The sequence below is a fragment of the Pseudomonas sp. HR96 genome (genome assembly GCF_034059295.1).
Lineage (GTDB): Bacteria > Pseudomonadota > Gammaproteobacteria > Pseudomonadales > Pseudomonadaceae > Aquipseudomonas.
In genome coordinates this window covers 2,636,455-2,655,986 of the sequence record NZ_CP139141.1, presented here as the reverse complement: position 1 = coordinate 2,655,986, position 19,532 = coordinate 2,636,455, and the positions used below count along the sequence as shown (strand labels likewise).

The window sequence follows — 19,532 nt, the reverse complement described above, 5'->3', positions numbered from 1 at the left end:
GCCGGCGAAGCTGGCGATAGGCCGCGCGGGCGGCCGGTGGTGGCCATATTGAACCTCCCGCCGGGCGCATAGGGGCCCCACCACCGAACCCCAACCCTCACTCCTCCAACTGCGCCATCAAATCCTCCAGCCGGCTCATCCTCTGCGCGTCCACCGGCGCCTGGCGCCGTTCGATGAGGGCAGCCAGGGCCAGCACCGTGTGGCAGCCGAAGACCTCGGCCAGGCTCAGTTGCACCTGCAACTCGCGCTGCAGGCGTGACAGCAGCCGGGTGGCGAGCAGGGAGTGGCCGCCCAGTTCGAAGAAGTCGTCGTCGACCCCGACCCGCTCGACCTCCAGCAGGTCCTCCCAGATGGCTACCAGCTGCGTCTGCAATGCACCGCTGGGCGCCTGGTAGCGATGCGCGCGTGGCGCCGGGGCAGGCAGGGCGTGGCGGTCGAGTTTGCCGTTGGGCGTCTGCGGCAGGCGCGCCAGCAGCACCCACTCACCAGGCACCATATGCGCCGGCAAGCGCGCCCGCAGATGTGCCTGCAGCTGCGCTACCTCGGCAACGCCGGCCACGTAGGCGATCAAGCCGGCCTCGCGGGCCAGCACCGCCGCTTCGCGCACCTGGGGATGCGCCAGCAGAGACGCCTCGATCTCGCCCAGCTCGATGCGAAAGCCACGGATCTTCACCTGATGATCGAGGCGGCCGACGTACTCCAGCACGCCCTCGGCGGTGTAGCGCACCAGATCGCCGGTGCGGTACAGGCGCTCGCCGGGCACGAAGGGGCTGGCGATGAATCGCTCGGCGGTCAGCCCGCTGCGGCCCAGGTAGCCCTGGGCCAGCTTGGCCCCACCCAGGTACAGCTCGCCGGCCACCCCCAGGGGCAATGGCTGCAGCGTGGCGTCGAGCACGTAGCTGCGGGTCCAGCTCAGGGGCCGGCCGATATTGCCGCGCCCGCCCGGCGTGCGCCGGCTCCAGGTGGAATAGGTGGTGTCCTCGGAGGGCCCGTACAGGTCGTTGACCGCCTGCACGTGGCCGAGCGCGTAGAGCCGGTCGACCAGGCTCTGCTGCAAGGCCTCGCCGGCCAGGTTGATGACCCGCACGCTGCGCGGAATCTGGCCGTTGTGCAACAGTGCCGCGATGGCCGAAGGTACCGTGTTGATCAGGCGCACCTGCTCGCGCGCCGGCAGCGTCGCCAAGGCCAGTGCGTTCTCGGCCAGCAGCAGCGTGCCACCGGCCGACAGGGTCACGAAGAACTCCCACACCGACAGGTCGAAGCACACCGAAGTCGCCCCGAGCACCGCGCTCAGGTCCTCGCTGGCAAAGCTGGCCAGCGACCACTGCACCAGCGCGCTGGCGCTGGCGTGGGTGATGGCCACGCCCTTGGGTTGGCCGGTGGAGCCGGAGGTGTAGATCACATAGGCAAGGTCAGCGGGTGTCGCCAGCGGCTGCGGGTCGTGCGCCGGCCAGTCTTGCAGGTCCTCGGCCATGCTCTGCAACGCCACGCCCGCTGGCACCTCCAGGGCCAGGCCGGCATCGGCCAGCAGCCAGGCCGCCTGGCTGTCGCGCAGCATGTAGCCCAGGCGCACGGCGGGATAGGCCGGGTCCAGCGGCACATAAGTGGCACCGGCCTTGAGAATCGCCAGCAGGCCGACCGGCAGCGCGAGGGTGCGCGCCAGCGCCACCCCCACCCGGCTGCCGGGCCCCACACCACGGGCACGCAGACGATGCGCGAGGCGGTTGGCGCGGGCGTTGAGCTCGCCATAGGTCAGGCGCTGCTGGCCGTCGATGACCGCCACGGCGTCGGCATTGGCCTGGGCCTGGCGCTCGAAACGCTGGTGCAGGGTCAGCGCCAGCGGCAGGTCGCTGTCGCGGTTCCAGCCCTGGACCTGCTGCGCCAGGGCCGCGCGGTCGAGCAACGGCAGGTTGCCCAGAGCCTGCCCGGCACTTTCGACCAGGCCCAGCAGCAGCTGTTGCAGCGCGGCCAGCAGAGTCTCGGCCGACGCCTGGCTGAAAGCCTCGGGTGCGTAACGGGCGCTGAACGTCAGTTGCTCACCGGGCACCACGATCAAGGTCCAGGGGTAATGCGTGCGCTCGTCGCTCAGCACTTCGCCAAAGCTCAGGCCGGCACGGCGGCCGTGCTCCAGCGCGGTGCTCAGGGGGTAGTTCTCGAACACCAGCAGGTTGTCGAACAGCGCGCCATCGGCGCCTGCACCACGGCCACCGGCCCATTGCTGGATCTGCGCCAGCGGCGTGTGCTGGTGCTCGCGCATGGCCAGGGCCTGGCCCTGTACCGCCTGCAGCCACTGGGCCACGCTGGCCTGGGGCGACGGTGCGCAGACCACCGGCAAGGTATTGATGAACAGCCCCAGTTGCTGCTCGATGCCCGGCAGGTGCGCCGGCCGGCCCGCCACGGTGGTGCCGAAGGCCACCGTGGCCTGGCCGCTCAGGCGCTGCAGCAGCAACGCCCAGGCGCCCTGCACCAGGGTGTTCAAGGTCACCTCCAGTTGCCCGGCGAACGCATTCAGGCGTGCCGTGTCGGCGCGGTCCAGGCGCAAGGTGCAGCGGCCCTGCTCGGCGCCCACGGCCGGCGGCTGGGCAGGTGCCGGCAGCACGTCGGCCAACCGCGTCGGTTGCTCCAGACCCTGCAACTGCTGGCGCCAGAAGCCCTGCGCAGCCTGCTCATCGAGGCCCTGCAGCCAGGCGTGGAACTGGCGCGGATGAGCCAGCGCGGCAAGGCTGGGCAGCTCCTCACCGGCATGCTCCTGATGGCCATGCTCCTGATCACCATAGTGACGCAGCACATCCCCCAGCAGTTGCGCGGTGCTCCAGCCATCGAGCAGCAGGTGGTGGCAGGTGTAGATCAGGTGGTGCCGCCCGCCCCCCAGGCGCACCAGGGTCAGGCGCCACAAGGGCGCGGCGGCCAGGTCGAAGCCGCGCTGGCGGTCCTGCCTGGCGAGTTCATCCAACGTGTGCGCGGCGCGCCCCTCCAGCACCGTGATCGGTACGTGCAGGCGCCGGTGAATCCATTGCAGCGGCTGCTCGCGGGCGAAGTCCAGTTGCACACGCAGGCCCGGATGATGGTCCATCAGCGCCTGCCAGGCGGCGCCGAAGCGCCCTTCGTCGAGCCCCTCGACGTCCAGCCGCAGCTGGTTGACATAGACGTCATCGGCGCCTGACTGGCGGGCATGGAACAGCAGCCCATGCTGCAGCGGCGACAGCGGGTAGGCATCTTCGAAACGGCCGAGGTCCAGCGCCTCGCGCTCGCTATCGGTCAGCCCGGCGAGGGCGAACGGCGCCAGCGCAGTGGTCGGCGGCGTCTGCACCGGCAGTGCCAGCGCAGCCAGGGCGGCCAGCTGCGGCGCCTGGAACACCTGGCGCGGCTCGATCAGCCAGCCGGCACTGCGCGCGCGGCTGACCATCTGGATCGAGCCGACCGAGTCGCCACCCAGGGCGAAGAAACTGTCCTCGCGCCCTATCCGCTCGGCGCCCAGCAAGGCCTGCCAGATCTGCGCCAGGGCCTGTTCGGCGGCACCGCGCGGCGCCTGGAAACTTTCTTCGGGCATCAGTGCGACGGGCGCCGGCAGGGCCTTGCGGTCGAGCTTGCCATTGGGTGTGCGCGGCAAGGCTGCGAGCATGGCCGCCTGGGTCGGCAGCATGTGCGCCGGCAGATGCGCGCCCAGGTGCGCCGCCAGTTGCGGCCAAGCTCCAGGCGCCGGGCCGACTAGATAGGCAACCAGCTGCTCGCCCTGGGGCGTGCCGCGCACCACCACGGCGGCTTCACGCACCCCAGCGCATTCGAGCAGCCGCGCCTCGACTTCGCCAGGCTCGATGCGGTGCCCGCGCAGCTTGACCTGCTGGTCGATGCGGCCCAGGTACACCAGCACGCCATTGGCGTCGAAGCGCGCCAGGTCGCCGCTGCGGTACAGGCGTGCGCCGGGAGCGCCGAACGGGTCGGCGACGAAGCGCTCGGCGCTGAGGCCCGGGCGCCGCCAGTAGCCGCGCGCCAGCCCGGCGCCGCCGATGTACAGCTCGCCAGCCACGCCATGGGGCACCGGCTCCAGCTGCTCGTCGAGGACGTACAGCTGAGTGTTGTCCAGCGGCCGGCCGAGCAGCGGCGTCGGCGCCGCCGGGGTCAGCCGCCACTGCGCCGACCAGACCGTGGTTTCGGTGGGGCCATAGAGGTTCCACAGGCTCGGCGACAGCGCCAGCAGGCGCTGGGCCAGGTCGGCCGCCAGCGGCTCGCCGCCGGACAGCAGGGTCCGCCCGCGCAGCACCTGCGGCCGACCGCCGTCGAGCAGCAGCCGCCAGGTAGAAGGCGTGGCCTGCACCAGGGTCACGCCGGCGCTTTCGATGACGTCGGACAAGGCCTGGGGATCGCGCGCCTGATCGCGGTCGACCAGCACCACCTGGGCCCCGGCCAGCAGCGGCAGGTACAGCTCCAGCACGGCGATATCGAAGGACAGCGAGGTCAGGCCGAGCACCTTGTCGCCGGCGCCGATGCCGGGGGCGCTGGCCATGCTGGCGAGAAAATTGACCACTGCGCCATGGGCCACCGCCACGCCTTTGGGGGTGCCGGTGGAGCCGGAGGTGTAGATGCAGTAGGCCAGTTGTGCGGCGTGGCCATCGTGCCCGTCAGCGGCCAGATCGTCCTCGTTCAGGCCGTCGCCCTCACCCGCGATCAGTGACTCCAGGCACAGCAGCTGCGCGGTCGTACCGGCCCATTGTTCGGCCAGCGCCGGCTCGGTCAGCAGCCAGCGCGCACCGCTGTCGGCGAGCATCAGTTGCAGGCGCTGGGCCGGGTATTGCGGGTCGAGCGGCACATAGGCAGCGCCCGCCTTGAGCACCCCGAGCAGGGCCACCAGCAGGTTCGGCGTGCGTGGCAAGGCCACACCCAGCAGGCTGTCGGCGCCCACGCCGAGGCCGCGCAGGTGGTGCGCCAGGCGGTTGGCCCGGGCGTTGAGCTGGGCATAGGTCAGACGCTCGCCGGCGCCGCTCACGGCCGCTGCGTCGGGGCTGCGCCGCACCTGGGCTTCGAACAGCCGGTGCAGCGGCGCGTCGGCCACCGGGCGCGGCGCACGGCGACCGCTGGCCAGCACCGCCTGGCGCTGGGCCGGGTCCAGCAGGGTAAAAGCGTCCAGGCAGGTCTGCGGCGCGCGGCACAACTGCGCGAGCAGGCTGATGTACTGCTCGCCCAGGGCGCGGATGCGCGGCGCGGTGAACAGGTCGCAGTCGTAGGTCAAGGTGGCCTGCAAACTGCCGTCGGGGCTCTGCTCGGTGTCCAGGCACAGATCGAACCGGGCGCTGCGTGGCGGCTGGGCGAAAACCTCGGCGTGCAGCCCGGGCAACTGCGCCAGGGCGCCGAAGGCCCGCTGCTGATGGTTGAACATCACCTGGAACAGCGGCGTGCGGCTGACATCGCGCTCGGGCGCCAGGGCATCGACCAGCACCTCGAAGGGCAGATCCTGATGGTCCTGCGCGGCCAGCGCGGTGTCACGCAGCGACTGCAGCAGTTCGCTGAACGGCTGCTGGCCCTCGAGCCGGCTGCGCAGTACCTGGGTGTTGACGAACAGGCCGATCAGGTCGCGGGTTTCGGCGCGGTTGCGGTTGGCCACCGGCACGCCGACGCGCACGTCGCGCTGCCCGCTGTGGCGGTACAGCAGCACCTGGAAGGCGGCCAGCAGCACATGGAAGAGGCTCGCGCCCTGGCTGCGCGCCAGCTGCTGCAGGTCCTCGCCGAGCCGTGGCGAGAGTTCCAGCTGCAGGCTGGCGCCACGTCCGCCGGGCTGGCGCGGGCGCGGATGATCCAGCGGCAGGTCGAGCAGCGGCTGCTCGCCCCCCAGCTGCTCTCGCCACCAGCGCAGTTGCCGCTCGCGCTCGCCGGCCGCCAGCAGCCGCTGCTGCCATTGGCTGTAGTCGTGGTACTGGATCGGCAGGTCGCCCAGGTGCGCCTGGCAGTCCTGCAGCAACGCGCGGTACAGCTCGGTGAACTCGGCCACCAGCAGGTTCAGCGACCAGCCGTCGGCGACGATATGGTGCAGGGTCAGCAGCAGCACATGGTCGTCGTCGGCCAGGCGCATCAGGCACACTCGCAGCAACGGGCCGCGCTCCAGGTCGAAGGTCTGCCGGCTGCGCAGCTCGATCAGTGCCCGGGCATGGGCCTCGCGCTGGGCGGCGGCGACCTCGCCCAGATCCAGCTGTTCGATCGCCAGCGCGGCAGGCGGCTCGATGACCTGGCGGGCCTGGCCGTCGATGCTGGGAAAGCGGCTGCGCAACGCCGCATGGCGGGCCACCACGGTGTTCAGCGCGCAGCTCAGCGCCTGCGGGTCGAGGTGCCCGCGCAGGCGCAGGGCGCAGGGTATGTGGTAGGCCGTGCCGTGCGGGTCCAGCTGCCAGAGGAACCACAGGCGTTGCTGCGCGTAGGACAGCGGCAAGGCCTCACTGCGCGGCGCGGGCACGATGGGCAGTTGGCCGAAGTCGATGCCGCGTGCGGCCAGTTGCTCGAGAAACTGCGCCTGCAGGTGTTCCGGCAAGGCATTGAGGCGCTCGGCGATCTGCCGCAACGCGGCGTGCGATGGGTTGTTCATGCTTGCGCCTCCAGTTGTGCCAACAATGCACTCATGCTGTCGATGTCATCGCCGCTGCCGGCGCTGTCGAGTGTGCGCTGCACCTCGGCGGCCAGGTCCTGCAGGCTGTCGCTGGCAAACACCACGCGCAGCGGCAGGTCCACGGCGAGCTGGCGCTTGATCCGCGCCAGCACCTGGGTCGCCAGCAACGAATGGCCGCCGAGGGCGAAGAAATTGTCGTCCAGGCCGACCCGCTCGGCGCCCAGCAGGTCGCGCCAGATCTCGGCGATCTCGCCCTGCACCGCCGTGTGCGGCGCGCGGAAGGCGGGTGCGGCCTGCCACAGCGGTGCCGGCAGGGCCTTGCGGTCGAGCTTGCCGTTGACGTTCAAGGGCAGGCTCGGCAGCGTCACGAACAGCGCCGGCAGCATGTACTCCGGCAGTTGCCGGCGCAGTTGCGCCAGCAGCGCCTCGCGGCTGGCGCTGCCGCAGATCCAGGCCACCAGCTGCGGGCCGGCCGGTGACAGGCGCACGTCGACTACGGCGGCCTGCACCTGCGGGCACTGGCGCAGGCAGTTCTCCACCTCGCCCAGCTCGATGCGCAACCCGCGCAGCTTGACCTGCTGGTCGCTGCGACCGAGGTAGTCGATGGCGCCGTCGGGGCGCAGCCGCGCCAGGTCGCCGGTGCGGTACATGCGCCCGCCATCGCTGACGAAAGGGTTGGCGACGAAGCGCTCGGCGCTGAGCCCGGCGCGGTGCTGGTAACCACGGGCCAGGCCCGCGCCACCGATGTACAGCTCACCGATGGCGCCGGCCGGCACCGCTTGCAGGCGATCGTCGAGCAGGTACAGGCGCAGGTTGCTGATCGGCCGGCCGATCGGCACCCTGCCCTGCTCCTGGCCGCAGGTCCAGTGGCTGACATCGATGGCCGCTTCGGTAGGGCCGTACAGGTTGTAGAAGGTGGCCTTGGGCAGGCAGGCCTGGGCCTGCTGCAGGGTCGCCAGCGCCAGCGCTTCGCCGCTGCAGAAGACCTGGGTGAGGCTGCTGCACAGGCTGGCGCGCGGCTCATCGATGAAGGCCTGGAGCATGGACGGCACGAAGTGCAGCGTGGTGATGCGCTCGGCGGCGATCAATTCGGCCAGGCGCGCCGGCTCGCGGTGCGCCCCCGGGGGCGCAAGGACCAGGCAGGCACCGCTGATCAGCGGCCAGAAGAACTCCCAGACCGACACATCGAAGCTGCTCGGGGTTTTCTGCAGCACGCGCTGGCCGGCCCCCAGGCCGTAGGCCTGCTGCATCCAGTGCAGGCGGTTGGCCAAAGCTGCGTGGCTGTTGCCGGCACCCTTGGGCCGCCCGGTGGAACCGGAGGTGTAGATCACATACGCCAAGGCCTGGGGCTCGACCCGCAGCGCCGGTGCCGTGTGGCCGTAGCGCGCCAGCTTGTCCGGGGTCAGGTCCTCCAGGCACAGCACCTGCACCGAACCCGCACCCGCCGCCAGCCCTGGCAGCAGCGCGCGCTCGCCGAGCAGCAGCTGCAGGCCGCTGTCCTCGATCATGTAGGCCAGGCGCTCGGCCGGGTGATCCGGGTCCAGCGGCACATAGGCGCCGCCCGCCTTGAGGATCGCCAGCAGGGCAATGACCAGCTGCAGCGAACGCTCGGCAGCGATCCCCACCAGCACCTCGGGACCGACCCCCGCCGCGCGCAGGCGCTGCGCCATCTGGTTCGCCCGGCGTTCGACTTCGGCATAGCTCAGGGTCTGCCCGGCCATGCTCAGGGCGGGCGCCTCGGGCCGCTCGGCGACCTGCTCGGCCAGCGCCGTGAGCAGGTCCGGACCGAGCCCGCGCGGGTCGCTTTCCACCCGTGGCGCCTGCTCGGCGCGCAGCAACTGCAGCTGTTCGAGCGGCGTCCGGAGGCCGCCCGCCAACTGTTCGAGCACGAGCATGAACGCCTGTTGCAGGCGCTCCACGCTGGCGGCGGCGAACAGGTCGGTGGCATAGGTCAAGCGCGCCTTGAAGCTGCCGTCGGCCAGCTCTTCGGTGTTCAGCGCCAGGTCGAACTGGGCGGTGCGCTCCTGCTGGGGCAGCACCTCCAATTGCAGCCCGGGCAGTCCGCTCAGGGCTTGCGAACGCAGCCGGGTGTGGCTGCACATCACCTGGAACAACGGGTTGTGGCTGAGGCTGCGCTGCGGCTGCAAGGCCTCGACCAGATGCTCGAACGGCAGCTCGGCGTTCGCCTGGGCAGCGCCGACGTCATGCTGGATGCGCGCCAGCAAGGCGGCAAAGGTCTCGCTGCCGTGCAACTGCACGCGCAGCACCTGGGTGTTGACGAACAGCCCGATCAGGCCTTCGAACTCGACGCGGCTGCGGTTGGCCTGGGGCACGCCGATGCGCAGGTCGTGCTGGCCGCTGTAGCGTTGCAGCAGCACGGCGAAGGCGCCCAGCAGCAGCATGAACGGCGTGCTGCCGTGTGCCTGGGCGCGGGCCGCGAGGGCCGCCGCGAGGCTGCGCGGCACGCTGAAGGCCAGGCTGGCGCCACGGTAGCTCTGCACGGCCGGACGTGCGAAGTCGCCGGGCAGTTCGAGCAACGGCTGGCTGTCACCCAGGTAGGCGCGCCACCAGTCGAGCTGGCGACGGCCTTCTCCTGCTGCCAGCCACTGGCGTTGCCAGGCGGCATAGTCCAGGTACTGCAACGCCAGGGGCGCAGGCTCGACAGCCTGGCCCTGAACCGCCTGGCGGTAGTGCGCGGCAAATTCCTCGATCAGCAGATTCATCGACCAGCCGTCGGCGATGATGTGGTGCAGCGCCAGGCTCAACACCGCCTCCTCGCCCGGCAGTACATACAGGCGCAGGCGCAGCAACGGCCCGCTGGCCAGGTCGAACGGCTGCGCGGCATCGGCGGCCAGGCGCTCGGGCAACTGCTCGGCGCTGGTCAGCACCTGCCGCTGCCAGTCCAGCTCGACCTGGCTGGCGGCATCGATGACCTGCCACGGCTGGCCCTGCTCCTCGACAAAGCGCGTGCGCAGGTTTTCGTGGCGCGCCAGCAGCGCGGCGAAAGCGCCCCGTGCGGCTGGTTCATCCAGTTGGCCGCGCAGGCGCACGGCGGCGGCAATGGTATAGGCCGCGCTGTGCGGCGCCAGCTGCCAGAGGAACCACAGGCGCTGCTGGGCGAACGATAGCGGCGCGCGGCCGCGCTCGGCCACTCGGGCAATGGCCGGCAAGCCACCCGCCGGGGTGGGCGCTGCGTCGAGCAGCGCGGCCAGTGCGCGGATGGTCTGCGCCTCGAACAGCTGGCGCGGCAGCACCTTGAGCCCGCGCTTGCGGGCCCGGGCGATGATCTGCAGGCTGAGGATCGAGTCGCCGCCCAGGGTGAAGAAATTGTCGTCGACGCCGACCCGCTCGCACTTGAGCACTTCGCTCCAGATCTCGGCCAGCAGGCTCTGCACCGGCCCTTCGGGCTGGCTTGGCTTCGCTGCAGCCTGCACCTGCGGCGCCGGCAAGGCACGGCGGTCGAGCTTGCCGTTGGCGGTCAGCGGCAGTGCCTGCAGCAAGGTCCAGTGAACCGGTTGCAGATAGTCGGGCAGCGCCTCGCGCAGCTGCGCCTGAACCTGCGCCAGGCTGGCCTCGGCGGCCAGCACGCACCAGGCGGCCAGTTGCTGCTCATGCACCTGCACGGTGGCCTGGCGCACGCCGGGCAGCGCCGCCAGCACCCGCGCCACCTCGCCCGGTTCGACCCGGTAGCCGCGGATCTTCAGCTGGTCGTCGACCCGGCCGACGAATTCCAGCAGGCCGTCGCGGTTGCACCGCACCCGGTCCCCGCTGCGGTACAGCCGCCGGCCCTGCCCGGCCGGGTCGGCGACGAAACGCTCGGCGCTCAGGCCTGGCTGTCCGAGGTAACCCAGGGCAAGGCTGCCGCCACCGATGTACAGCTCGCCGGTGACACCCGCAGCGACCGGGTTGAGGTCGGCGTCCAGCACTTGCAGGCGCACCCCCGGCAAGGCCCGGCCCAGCGCCAGCGGCACCGGTACAGCGGCATCCAGCGGCCACTCGTGGGTCAGCACGCCGACCGTGGTCTCGCTCGGGCCGTAGTGGTTCATCACCCGGCACTGCGGCGCCAGCGCGCGCACCTGCTGCAGCAGCGCCGGCGAGCTGGCCTCGCCGCCGAGAATCAGCAGCTCGCGGGGCAACAGCGACGCGTCGGGGCAGGCCTGCAGCAGGCCGTCGAGATGGCTGGGAACGATTTTCAGCACGCTGACCGCGTGCCGGCCCATGAATTGGGCGAACGCCTCGGCGTCGCGCAGCACCTCGTCACCCGGCAGGTACAGCGGCCGCCCTGCACAGAGGGCGGCGAACAGCGTGGTATGGCCCAGGTCGGCGGCGACGCTGGAGACCATCGCCATGCCGCCCGCCGGCAGCGGCGCCAGGCGTTCGAGCAGCCCGTGCAGGTACTGGCCCAGCGCGCCGTGGCTGACCAGCACGCCTTTGGGCTGGCCGCTGGAGCCTGAGGTATAGATGACATAGGCCGGGCTGCCGGCCGGGACTGGCGCCGCTGGCGTGGCGAGCTCCGGGCCGGCCTCGTCAGGGTGCAGCAGCGGGCACTGGCTGCTGGCCAGCGCCGGGTCACGGCCGATCAGCCGCCGCGCAGCGCTGGCCTGCAGCAGTTGCCGCAGGCGCTGCGGCGGCTGGCTGGGGTCCAGCGGCAGGTAGGCCGCGCCCGCCTTGAGCACCCCCAGCAGGGCCGCCAGCCAGGACGCCGAGCGCGGCAGGGCCACGGCAACGACAGCGCCGCAGCCGATGCCGGCGCGCTGCAGATGCCCGGCAATGCGGCTGGCCTGTTCATCCAGCTGCCCACGGCTCAGGCTGACGTGGCCATCGACCACCGCCAGGGCGTCGGGCGCCGATTGCAGCAGCGACTGCCAGCTTTGCAGCGGATCGAGGCGCGCCGCCGGCGCATCGGTCAGTGGTTCGATGGGCGCGACCGCCAGGCGGTGCAACGGCGTCTGCGGCGCCGCCAGCGCGGCGTCCAGCAATTGCTCCAGCAGGCGGGCGAAACCCTGCACGGTGCTGGCGTCGAACAGGTCGCAGGCATAGGTAAAGAAGCCGCTGAAGCCCGTCGGGCTGTCGGCGATGTCCAGCGCCAGGTCGAAATGTGCGCCCAGCTGCTCCACGGTTTCCGAGCTCAGCCGCAAGCCTTGCGGGCTGGGCAGCTGCGAGGTGTCGAAACCGTAGTTGAATTTCGCCTGGAACAGCGGGTTGTGGCTCAGGCTGCGCTCGGGCTGGAGGGCATCGACCAACTGTTCGAACGGCAGGTCCTGATGCGCCTGGGCCTGCTGCGAGACCTGGTTGACCTCGACCAGCCAAGCCTCGAAGCTCAGCTGGCTGTCGTAGCGCGTGCGCAGCACCAGGCTGTTGACGAAGAAGCCGACCACCCCGGCCATTTCAGCGCGGCCACGGTTGGCCACCGGCACGCCGATGCGCAGGTCGTCGCTGCCGCTCAGGCGTTGCAGCAAAAGGCTGTAGAGCGTTAGCCAGACGCTGAACGGGCTCATGCCGCGGCTCTGGGCGAACGCCTTGAGCCGTTCGCTGCGCGGCCGGTCCAGCTGCACCGAGAGGTTGGCGCCGCGACCGCTCAGGGCAGCCGGGCGCGGGCGATCATGGGGCAGCGCCAGCAGCGGTTGCTCAGCGCCCAGCTGTTCGCGCCACCAGGCCAGTTGCCGCGCGCCTTCGCCGGCGGCCAGCCAGTCGCGCTGCCAGCAGGCGTAGTCGGCGTATTGCCGGGCCAGCGGCGGCAACGCCGGGACAGCGCCGCCCGCAGCGCCGTCGTACAGCACGCAGAACTCCTTGAGAAACACGTCCACTGACCAGCCATCGGCGACGATATGGTGCAAGGTGATCAACAGCAGGTGCTCCTGCTCGCCGAGGGCCAGCAGGGTCAGGCGCAGCAATGGCCCGCTGCGCAGGTCGAACGGTGCCTGCGCCTCGGCCTGGACGTATTCACGCAGCGCCGCCGGCTGGTCGCGCAAATCGACGCGGGTCAGGCCCACGGCAAGGGCCGGATGAATCACCTGCACGTCGCCGTTTTCGCCGCTGTGGAAGGTGGTGCGCAAAGCTTCGTGGCGCTGCACCAGGGCCTGCATGCACTGCTCCAGGCGCAACGGGTCGAGCGCGCCGTGGATACGAATCGCCCCGGGAATGTTGTAGGCCGCGCTGTCGGGGTCCAGCTGCCAGAGAAACCACAGGCGCTGCTGGGCGAAGGACAACGCCAGCGGCTGGCTGCGATCGGCCTGGGGCATCGGCAGGTTGACCTGGCCGGCCAGGCCTTTTTTCGCCAGCACCGCCTCCAGCGCCTGGCGCTGGCTGGGCGTGAGGTTTTGCAGCGCGTCTTGCAACTTGCTCATGACGGTACTTCCTCGGCGGCGCTGGCAATCAGCGCCTGCAATTGAGATTCGGAAAGCCCCTGGATCGACGCCAGGGCGGCGCTCAGCTCGGCGTCCAGCGCCTCGCTCGACAAGGTCTGGGCCTGCAGTTGCTCGACGTGCCGGGCCAGGGCGGCGAGGTCGCTGGCGGCGAAGAAATCGCGCAACGCCAGCTGCACCGCGCACTGCTGGTTGATCTGCGCAACCACTTGAGTGGCCAGCAGCGAGTGGCCGCCCAGCTCGAAGAAGTGCTCGTCGCGCCCGACCTGCTCCAGGCCCAGCGCCTGCGCCCAGAGCCGGGCCAGGGTCTGCTCGACGTCGCCCTGGGGCGCCTGCCAGGCGGCAGCGGCCTTGCGCTGCGGCTCCAGGGCCTGCAACTGGCGCTCGTCGAGCTTGCCGTTGGTGGTCAAGGGCAGACGCCCGAGCACCCAGATGTGCGCCGGCAGCATGTGCGCCGGCAGGCTGGCCTTGAGCGCTTCACGCAGGCGCGGGCCCAGTTGCTGGCGGCGCCGGGCCAGCTGCGGATCGCTGGCGAAGCGGTGCCAGTCGGCGCGGGTCGAGGCGGCGCTGCCGGCGCTGGAGACGGGATAATCCAGCGCCGGCGTAGCCGCGAGGTCGTGCAGCAGGACGTCGAAGCGCCCTTCGCTGCCGGTGCTCCAGCTGACCAATGCGGCGTAGCCGTGGCGCTCGGCCAGTGCCCAGTAGTCTTCGGGGTCGTCTGCGGGCCAGGACTGCGCGGCGCGCCAGGCCAGCAGGTCGCCAACCGTGCGCAGCCCGGGGACCTGCATGCCGTGGACAATGGCCTGATCCGCCGCCAGCCGGGCGTTGGCCAGGCCCTGCACCTGCACCCGCGCCGGGCGTTGCTGTTCGAGCAGCGTGGCCAGGCGTTGCAGGTCGTTGCCCTCGGCCTGCCAGGCGTGGTCAGGCTGGGCCTGGACGGGCAGCGCCGCACCGGCCTGCAGCACCGCGTCATAGCGGTAGCGGGTCAGCTCGTTGCCGGCGCGGCCGCGGCGCAGTTGCAGGCGGCACGCGCCCAGGCGCGGCAGACGGCTGCGCAGCGCGGCGAAAAAGCCCGGCGCCAGCAGCAGCTCGGCGTCCTCGGCGATGCTGCGCTCGATGCGGATCGGCAGGTCGGCCAAGGGCAGTTCGGGGTCGGCCTGGTGCAATTGCACCGAGGCGTGGAATGTCGGCTGCAGGTCCAGCGCGCGCAGGTCGCCGAGAAACAGCTGGCCACCGGGGCACAGCGCGGTGAGCGCGCCTTCGAGCACCTGCACCAGGTAGTCGACATCCGGGAAGTACTGCGCCACCGAGTTGATCACCACGGTGTCGTAGGCCCCGGCTTCGATGCCGCTGAAGTCGGTGGCCGGCTGCTGGCTCAACCGCACGTGACCGAGGTCGGCCCGGGTGGCGACCCAGGCCGAGAGGTTGGCGACCGCCTGGTGCGACAGGTCGGTGCCGCGGTATACCGTGCAGCGTGGCGCCAGTTGCTGGGTCAGCAGGCCGACGCCACAGCCGATTTCCAGCACCCGCTGCGGGTTCAGGGCAAGAATTCGCGCGGTGGTGCAATCGAGCCATTCCTGCATCTGCGCCTCGGGGATCGGCCGGTCACCATAGCTGTCGTTCCAGCCGATGAAGCTGGGCGCGCTGACTACCCGGTGCTCGGCGTCCGTGACGCTGGCAGCGGTGGCGCCGGAATAGATGCCGTCGAACACGGTCGACCACTGCCCGACCCGCTCGGCCTGCCCCTGCGTGTCGGCCTCGTCCTGGCCGCGCAGGGCCTGCGCATCGGCCACCACATAAGCAACCAGCTGACTGTCGCCGGCAGCGTTTCTGACCCGCACCACGGCCTCGCGCACCGCCGGCTGGGCATACAGCTGCGCCTCGATCTCGCCCAGCTCGATGCGGAACCCGCGCAGCTTGACCTGCTGGTCGATGCGCCCCAGGTACTGCACCGAACCGTCGTGGCCCAGGCGCGCCAGGTCACCAGTGCGGTACAGGCGTTCGCCGGGGGCGAAGGGGCTGGCGCAGAAGCGCTCGGCGGTCAGGCCCGGGCGGCCCAGGTAGCCGCGCGCCAGGCCGGCGCCGCCAATGTACAGCTCGCCCGCGACCCCGAGGGGCACCGGCTCGCCCTGGCTGTCCAGGCAGTACCAGCGCAGGTCCGCCAGCGGCGCGCCAATGGGGCTGTTCTGGCCGTGCAGGTCGGCGGCGCAGAGGCGTCGGAAGGTCACGTGCACGGTGGTTTCGGTGATGCCGTACATGTTGATCAGCTGCGGCGAGTCCTCGCCCAAGCGTGCCAGCCAGGGGCGCAGCATGGGCATGTCCAGCGCTTCGCCACCAAACACCACGTAGCGCAGCGCCGGGGCCGGTTCGGTGCTCGCCGCCGGGCTCAGGGCCGCGCCCATCAGGCCACGAAACGCCGAGGGGGTCTGGTTGAGCACCGTGACGCCTTCGCGGCAGAGCAGGCTGTAGAACGTCTGCGGATCGCGCGAGGTCAGGTAGGGCACCAGCAGCAGACGCGCGCCGTGCAGCAGCGCGCCGAAGATTTCCCACACCGAAAAGTCGAAGGCATAGGCGTGGAACAGCGACCAGACGTCGCGCTCATCGAACGCGAAAGTCTGCGCCGCGCTGTCGAACAGGCGCAGCACGTTGCGGTGACTGATCATCGCCCCCTTGGGCTGGCCCGTGGAGCCGGAGGTATAGATCACATAGGCCAGCTGGTCGGCATGCTGCGCGGCGGGCGGCGCATCGCTGCGCGGTGCCAGCGCCAGTTGCGCCGGGCACAGCGTCGGCAGGCCGGCCGCCCACGCCGGGGTCCCGGCCTGGTCCACCAGCAGCAGCTGCACGCCACTGTCCTGGCGCAGATAGGCCAGGCGCTCGTGGGGGTAGCTGGGGTCCAGGGGCAGGTAGGCGCCACCGGCCTTGAGGATCGCCAGCAGGCCGACGATCAGTTCGAACGAGCGCTCCATCGCCAGCCCCACCAGCACGTCCGGGCCGACCCCCTGCTCGCGCAGCACCCAGGCCAGGGCATTGGCGCGCTGGTCGAGGGCGGCGTAGGTCAAGTGCCGACCCTCGCAGGTCAGCGCGATTGCCCCGGGCCGGCGCTGAGCCTGCAAGGCGATGCGCTGGTGCAGCGAGTCTTGCGTGGCCACCGGCAGCGGCTGCGCGCCGGTCGGGTTCCAGCGCTGCAGCAGTTGCTCGCCCTCGCCTGCGCCGAGCAGCGCCAGGCGCTCGATCGGCAGCTCGGGTGCGGCGACGATGCCCGCCAGCAACTGCTGCCAGTGGCCGGCCAGGCGCTCGATGCTGGCAGCGTCGAACAGGTCCTGGCGGTAGGTGAAATGGGCGCTCAGCGCATCGTCGCGCTCCAGGGTGTGCAAGGTCAGGTCGAACTGGGTGTGCTGCTGGAAATGCTCGACCGCCTGCAAGTGCAGGCCGGGCCACTGCCCGAGGCTGTCCAGTTGCGGCCACTGGTGGTCGAAAGCCACTTGGAACAACGGGTTGTGGCCCAGGTTGCGCTCCGGCTGCAGGGCTTCGACCAACTGCTCGAACGGCAGGTCCTGATGCGCCTGGGCCTGACGCAGGCCTTGCTTGACCTGGCCCAGCAGCTGGGCGAAGGACTGGCCGCCCTGCAGGTCGCTGCGCAGCACCAGCAGGTTGACGAACAGGCCGATCAGGCCTTCGACCTCGGGCACGTTGCGCCCGGCCACGGTGGTGCCGACGCGCAGGTCGGTCTGCCCGCTGTAGCGCGCCAGCAAGACCTTGAACGAGGCCAGCAGGACCATGGCCAGGGTCGCCTGATGACGGCCCGCCAGGCTGCGCAGCGCCTTCAGCAGGGCCGGCGTGAGGCATACCTCGACCTGGCCGCCGGCGAAACCCTGCACGGCGGGGCGTGGCCGGTCGCTGGGCAGTGCCAGCAGCGGATGCTCGCTGCCCAGCTGCTCGCGCCACCAGGCCAACTGCCGCGCCCCTTCGCCGCCGCTCAGCCAGGCCTGCTGCCACGCCGCATGGTCGGCGTACTGCACCGCCAGCGCCGGCAGCTGCGCCTCGCGGCCCTGCAGCGCGGCGGCGTACAGCTCGGCCAGTTCGCCGATCAGGCGATTCATCGAAGCGCCGTCGGCGACGATGTGGTGCAGGGTCAGTTGCAGCCAGAAGCTGGCCTCATCCAGCTGGGTCAGCTCGACGCGCAACGGTGCATCGCCGCCCAGATCGAACGGCCGATGGGCCGCTTCCAGCGCCAACTCGCGCGCTTTGGCCTCGCGCACGCCGGGATCCTGCGCCTGCAGGTCATGCTCGGTGAGGGTCACCGGGCCCGGTGCGGCCAGGGTCGGTTGCGGCCGCCCCTGCGCTTCCGGGAAACGCGTGCGCAGCACCTGGTGACGTGTCACCAACGCCTGCAAGGCGGCGCGCAACGCCGGGCGATCGAGCCTGCCGCGCCATTTGACCTGGCCGCTGATGTTGTAGGCAACGGCCTGGGGATCAAGCTTCCAGAGAAACCACAACTGGCTCTGGGCGGCCGAGAGCACCGGCGGGCTGCCGGCAGGCCGTGGCCGCAGGGGTTCGCGCGGCACCTCCCGGGGCTGGGCCTGGAGCCAGGCGGCCATCGCGCCCAGGGTCGGCTGCTCGAAGATCACCGCGACCGTGACCGGTACGGCGTACTGCTCGCGCAGCCGGCCAACCAGCAGCATGGCCTTGAGCGAGTTGCCGCCCAGGCCGAAGAACGACTGCTCGGCGCTGGTTGGGGGACTTTCCAGCACCTCTGCCCAGCCGCTGGCGAGCGCCTGCTCGGCCGCGCTCAGCGGCGCGCTGCGCACGGCCGGCGGCGGGCTGTCGGTAGCCGCCAGGTTGGTCAGCTCGCCGCTGGCCAGTTGCTGGCGGCAGGCCGAGCGCTGCAGCTTGCCGCTGGAGGTGCGCGGCATGGCGCCCGGCTCCAGCAGCGCCACCGCCAGCGGCAACAGGCCGTGGCTGTCGGCCAGGGCCTGGCGAATGGCCTGAACGATTTCCCCCGGGGTCTGCTGGCGCAGCTGCGCGCGGGCAATTTCGGCGGCGATGCCGACGCCCTCCTCGCCGCCCTCGTCAAGCACGGCGAACGCCGCTACCCGGCCCGCGCGCAGCCCGGCCACGGCGCCTTCCAGGCTGTGTTCCAGATCCTGGGGGTAGAGGTTCTGCCCGCGCACGATGAGCAGGTCCTTGAGGCGCCCGGTGATGTACAGCTGGCCGTCGTGCAGCAGGCCCAGGTCGCCAGTGCGCAGCCAGGTTGCCCCGCCATGTTCGACGAAGGTGTCGCGGCTGGCCTCGGCGTTGCGCCAGTAGCCCTGGGCCACGCTGGCGCCGCAGGTCCAGACTTCACCGACCGCGCCCGGGGCGCGTTCGGCGCCGCTCAGGGGGTCGGCGATGCGCAGCTGCTGGCCGCCACGGGCCTGGCCGCAACTGGCGATTCTGAGGCCGACGCCGGGCACGCCGCGCTGCTCGGCCAAGGCCGCGCGGTCGAGCTCCAGCACCTGGATGCCGGAGCGTGGCGCACCGCCGCTGACGTACAGGGTGGCTTCGGCCAGGCCGTAGCAGGCCATGAACGAGGCGGCCTGGAAACTACTGCCGGCAAAGCGCTGGGCGAAGGCCTCGAGGGTGTCGGCGCGGATCGGTTCGGCGCCGGAAAACGCCACCCGCCAGCGGCTCAGGTCGAGTTCGGCGAGGGCCGTGTCGCGCACCCGTTCGCAGCACAGGCGGTAGGCGAAATCCGGGCCGCCACTGATGGTGCCGCCGTACTCGGCGATGGCCTGCAACCAGCGCGACGGCCGCTGCAGGAAGTAGGCCGGCGACATCAGCACGCATTCGATGCCGCTGTAGATGGCTTGCAGCAGGCCGCCGATCAACCCCATGTCGTGGTACAGGGGCAGCCAGCTGACGATGACGTCGTCGGCGCCGACGGCGAAGCCCTCGCGGATCGCCGCTTCGTTGGCCGCCAGGTTGCCGTGGCTCACCTGCACGCCCTTGGGGGTTGCCGTGGAGCCCGAGGTGTACTGCAGGAAGGCGATGCAATCGGCGGCGGGCAGCTCGCCGGCCCAGTCCGGCGCCGGGGTCAGCAGGGCGCGGTCGGTGCACAGCAGGGTCGGTGCCGCATGCAGCTGCGCGCAGGCCTGGCCGAGGGTTTCGGCCAGCGCCGCGTGGCTGAGGACCAGGGTAGGCTCGGCGTCGGCAAAGATACCCTGCAGCCTCGCCAGGTGCTGGCTGCGGTGCGACTCCGGAGGATAGGCCGGCACCGCGATGACGCCGGCGTACAGGCAGCCGAAGAACGCCGCGACATAGTCCGGCCCGCTGGGGTAGACCAGCACTGCGCGCTCGCCGGGCTCGGTGTGCAGCAACAGCGTGCGGGCGATGGCCCGGGCATGGCCGTCGAGCTCGCGCCAGGTCAGGGTGGTGACGCCCTCCTCGTCGACAAACCGCAGGGCCACTTGCTGTGGGCGCTGGCGCGCGTGTTGGGCCAGTGCCGCTGCCAGACCTGTTGCATCGTCGAAACGGGCATCCATTGCATCACCTTCAAGCAAGAGAAATGAAAGCGCCCCGGCGGGGGCGCCTTGAAT

3 protein-coding genes are annotated in these 19,532 nt (G+C 71.1%); all 3 read right to left on the bottom strand.

The features are described from left to right. Window positions 1–97 precede the first annotated feature (97 nt). Genes SFA35_RS12070 through SFA35_RS12060 form a run of 3 tightly spaced genes read right to left on the bottom strand, consistent with a single transcriptional unit; the run spans window position 98 to window position 19,478 of the window. A complete protein-coding gene (locus SFA35_RS12070) occupies window positions 98–6,571 on the bottom strand; it encodes a non-ribosomal peptide synthetase (RefSeq protein ID WP_320578626.1) in 6,474 nt (2,157 codons plus the stop codon). Beyond that, a complete protein-coding gene (locus SFA35_RS12065; RefSeq protein WP_320578624.1) occupies window positions 6,568–12,939 on the bottom strand; it encodes a non-ribosomal peptide synthetase in 6,372 nt (2,123 codons plus the stop codon). Before SFA35_RS12065 ends, SFA35_RS12070 begins: the two co-directional genes overlap by 4 nt. Further along, on the bottom strand, window positions 12,936–19,478 hold the full coding sequence (locus SFA35_RS12060; RefSeq protein ID WP_320578622.1) for a non-ribosomal peptide synthetase: 6,543 nt from the start codon (window positions 19,476–19,478) through the stop codon (window positions 12,936–12,938). Before SFA35_RS12060 ends, SFA35_RS12065 begins: the two co-directional genes overlap by 4 nt. Between the last annotated feature and the right edge of the window lie 54 nt (window positions 19,479–19,532).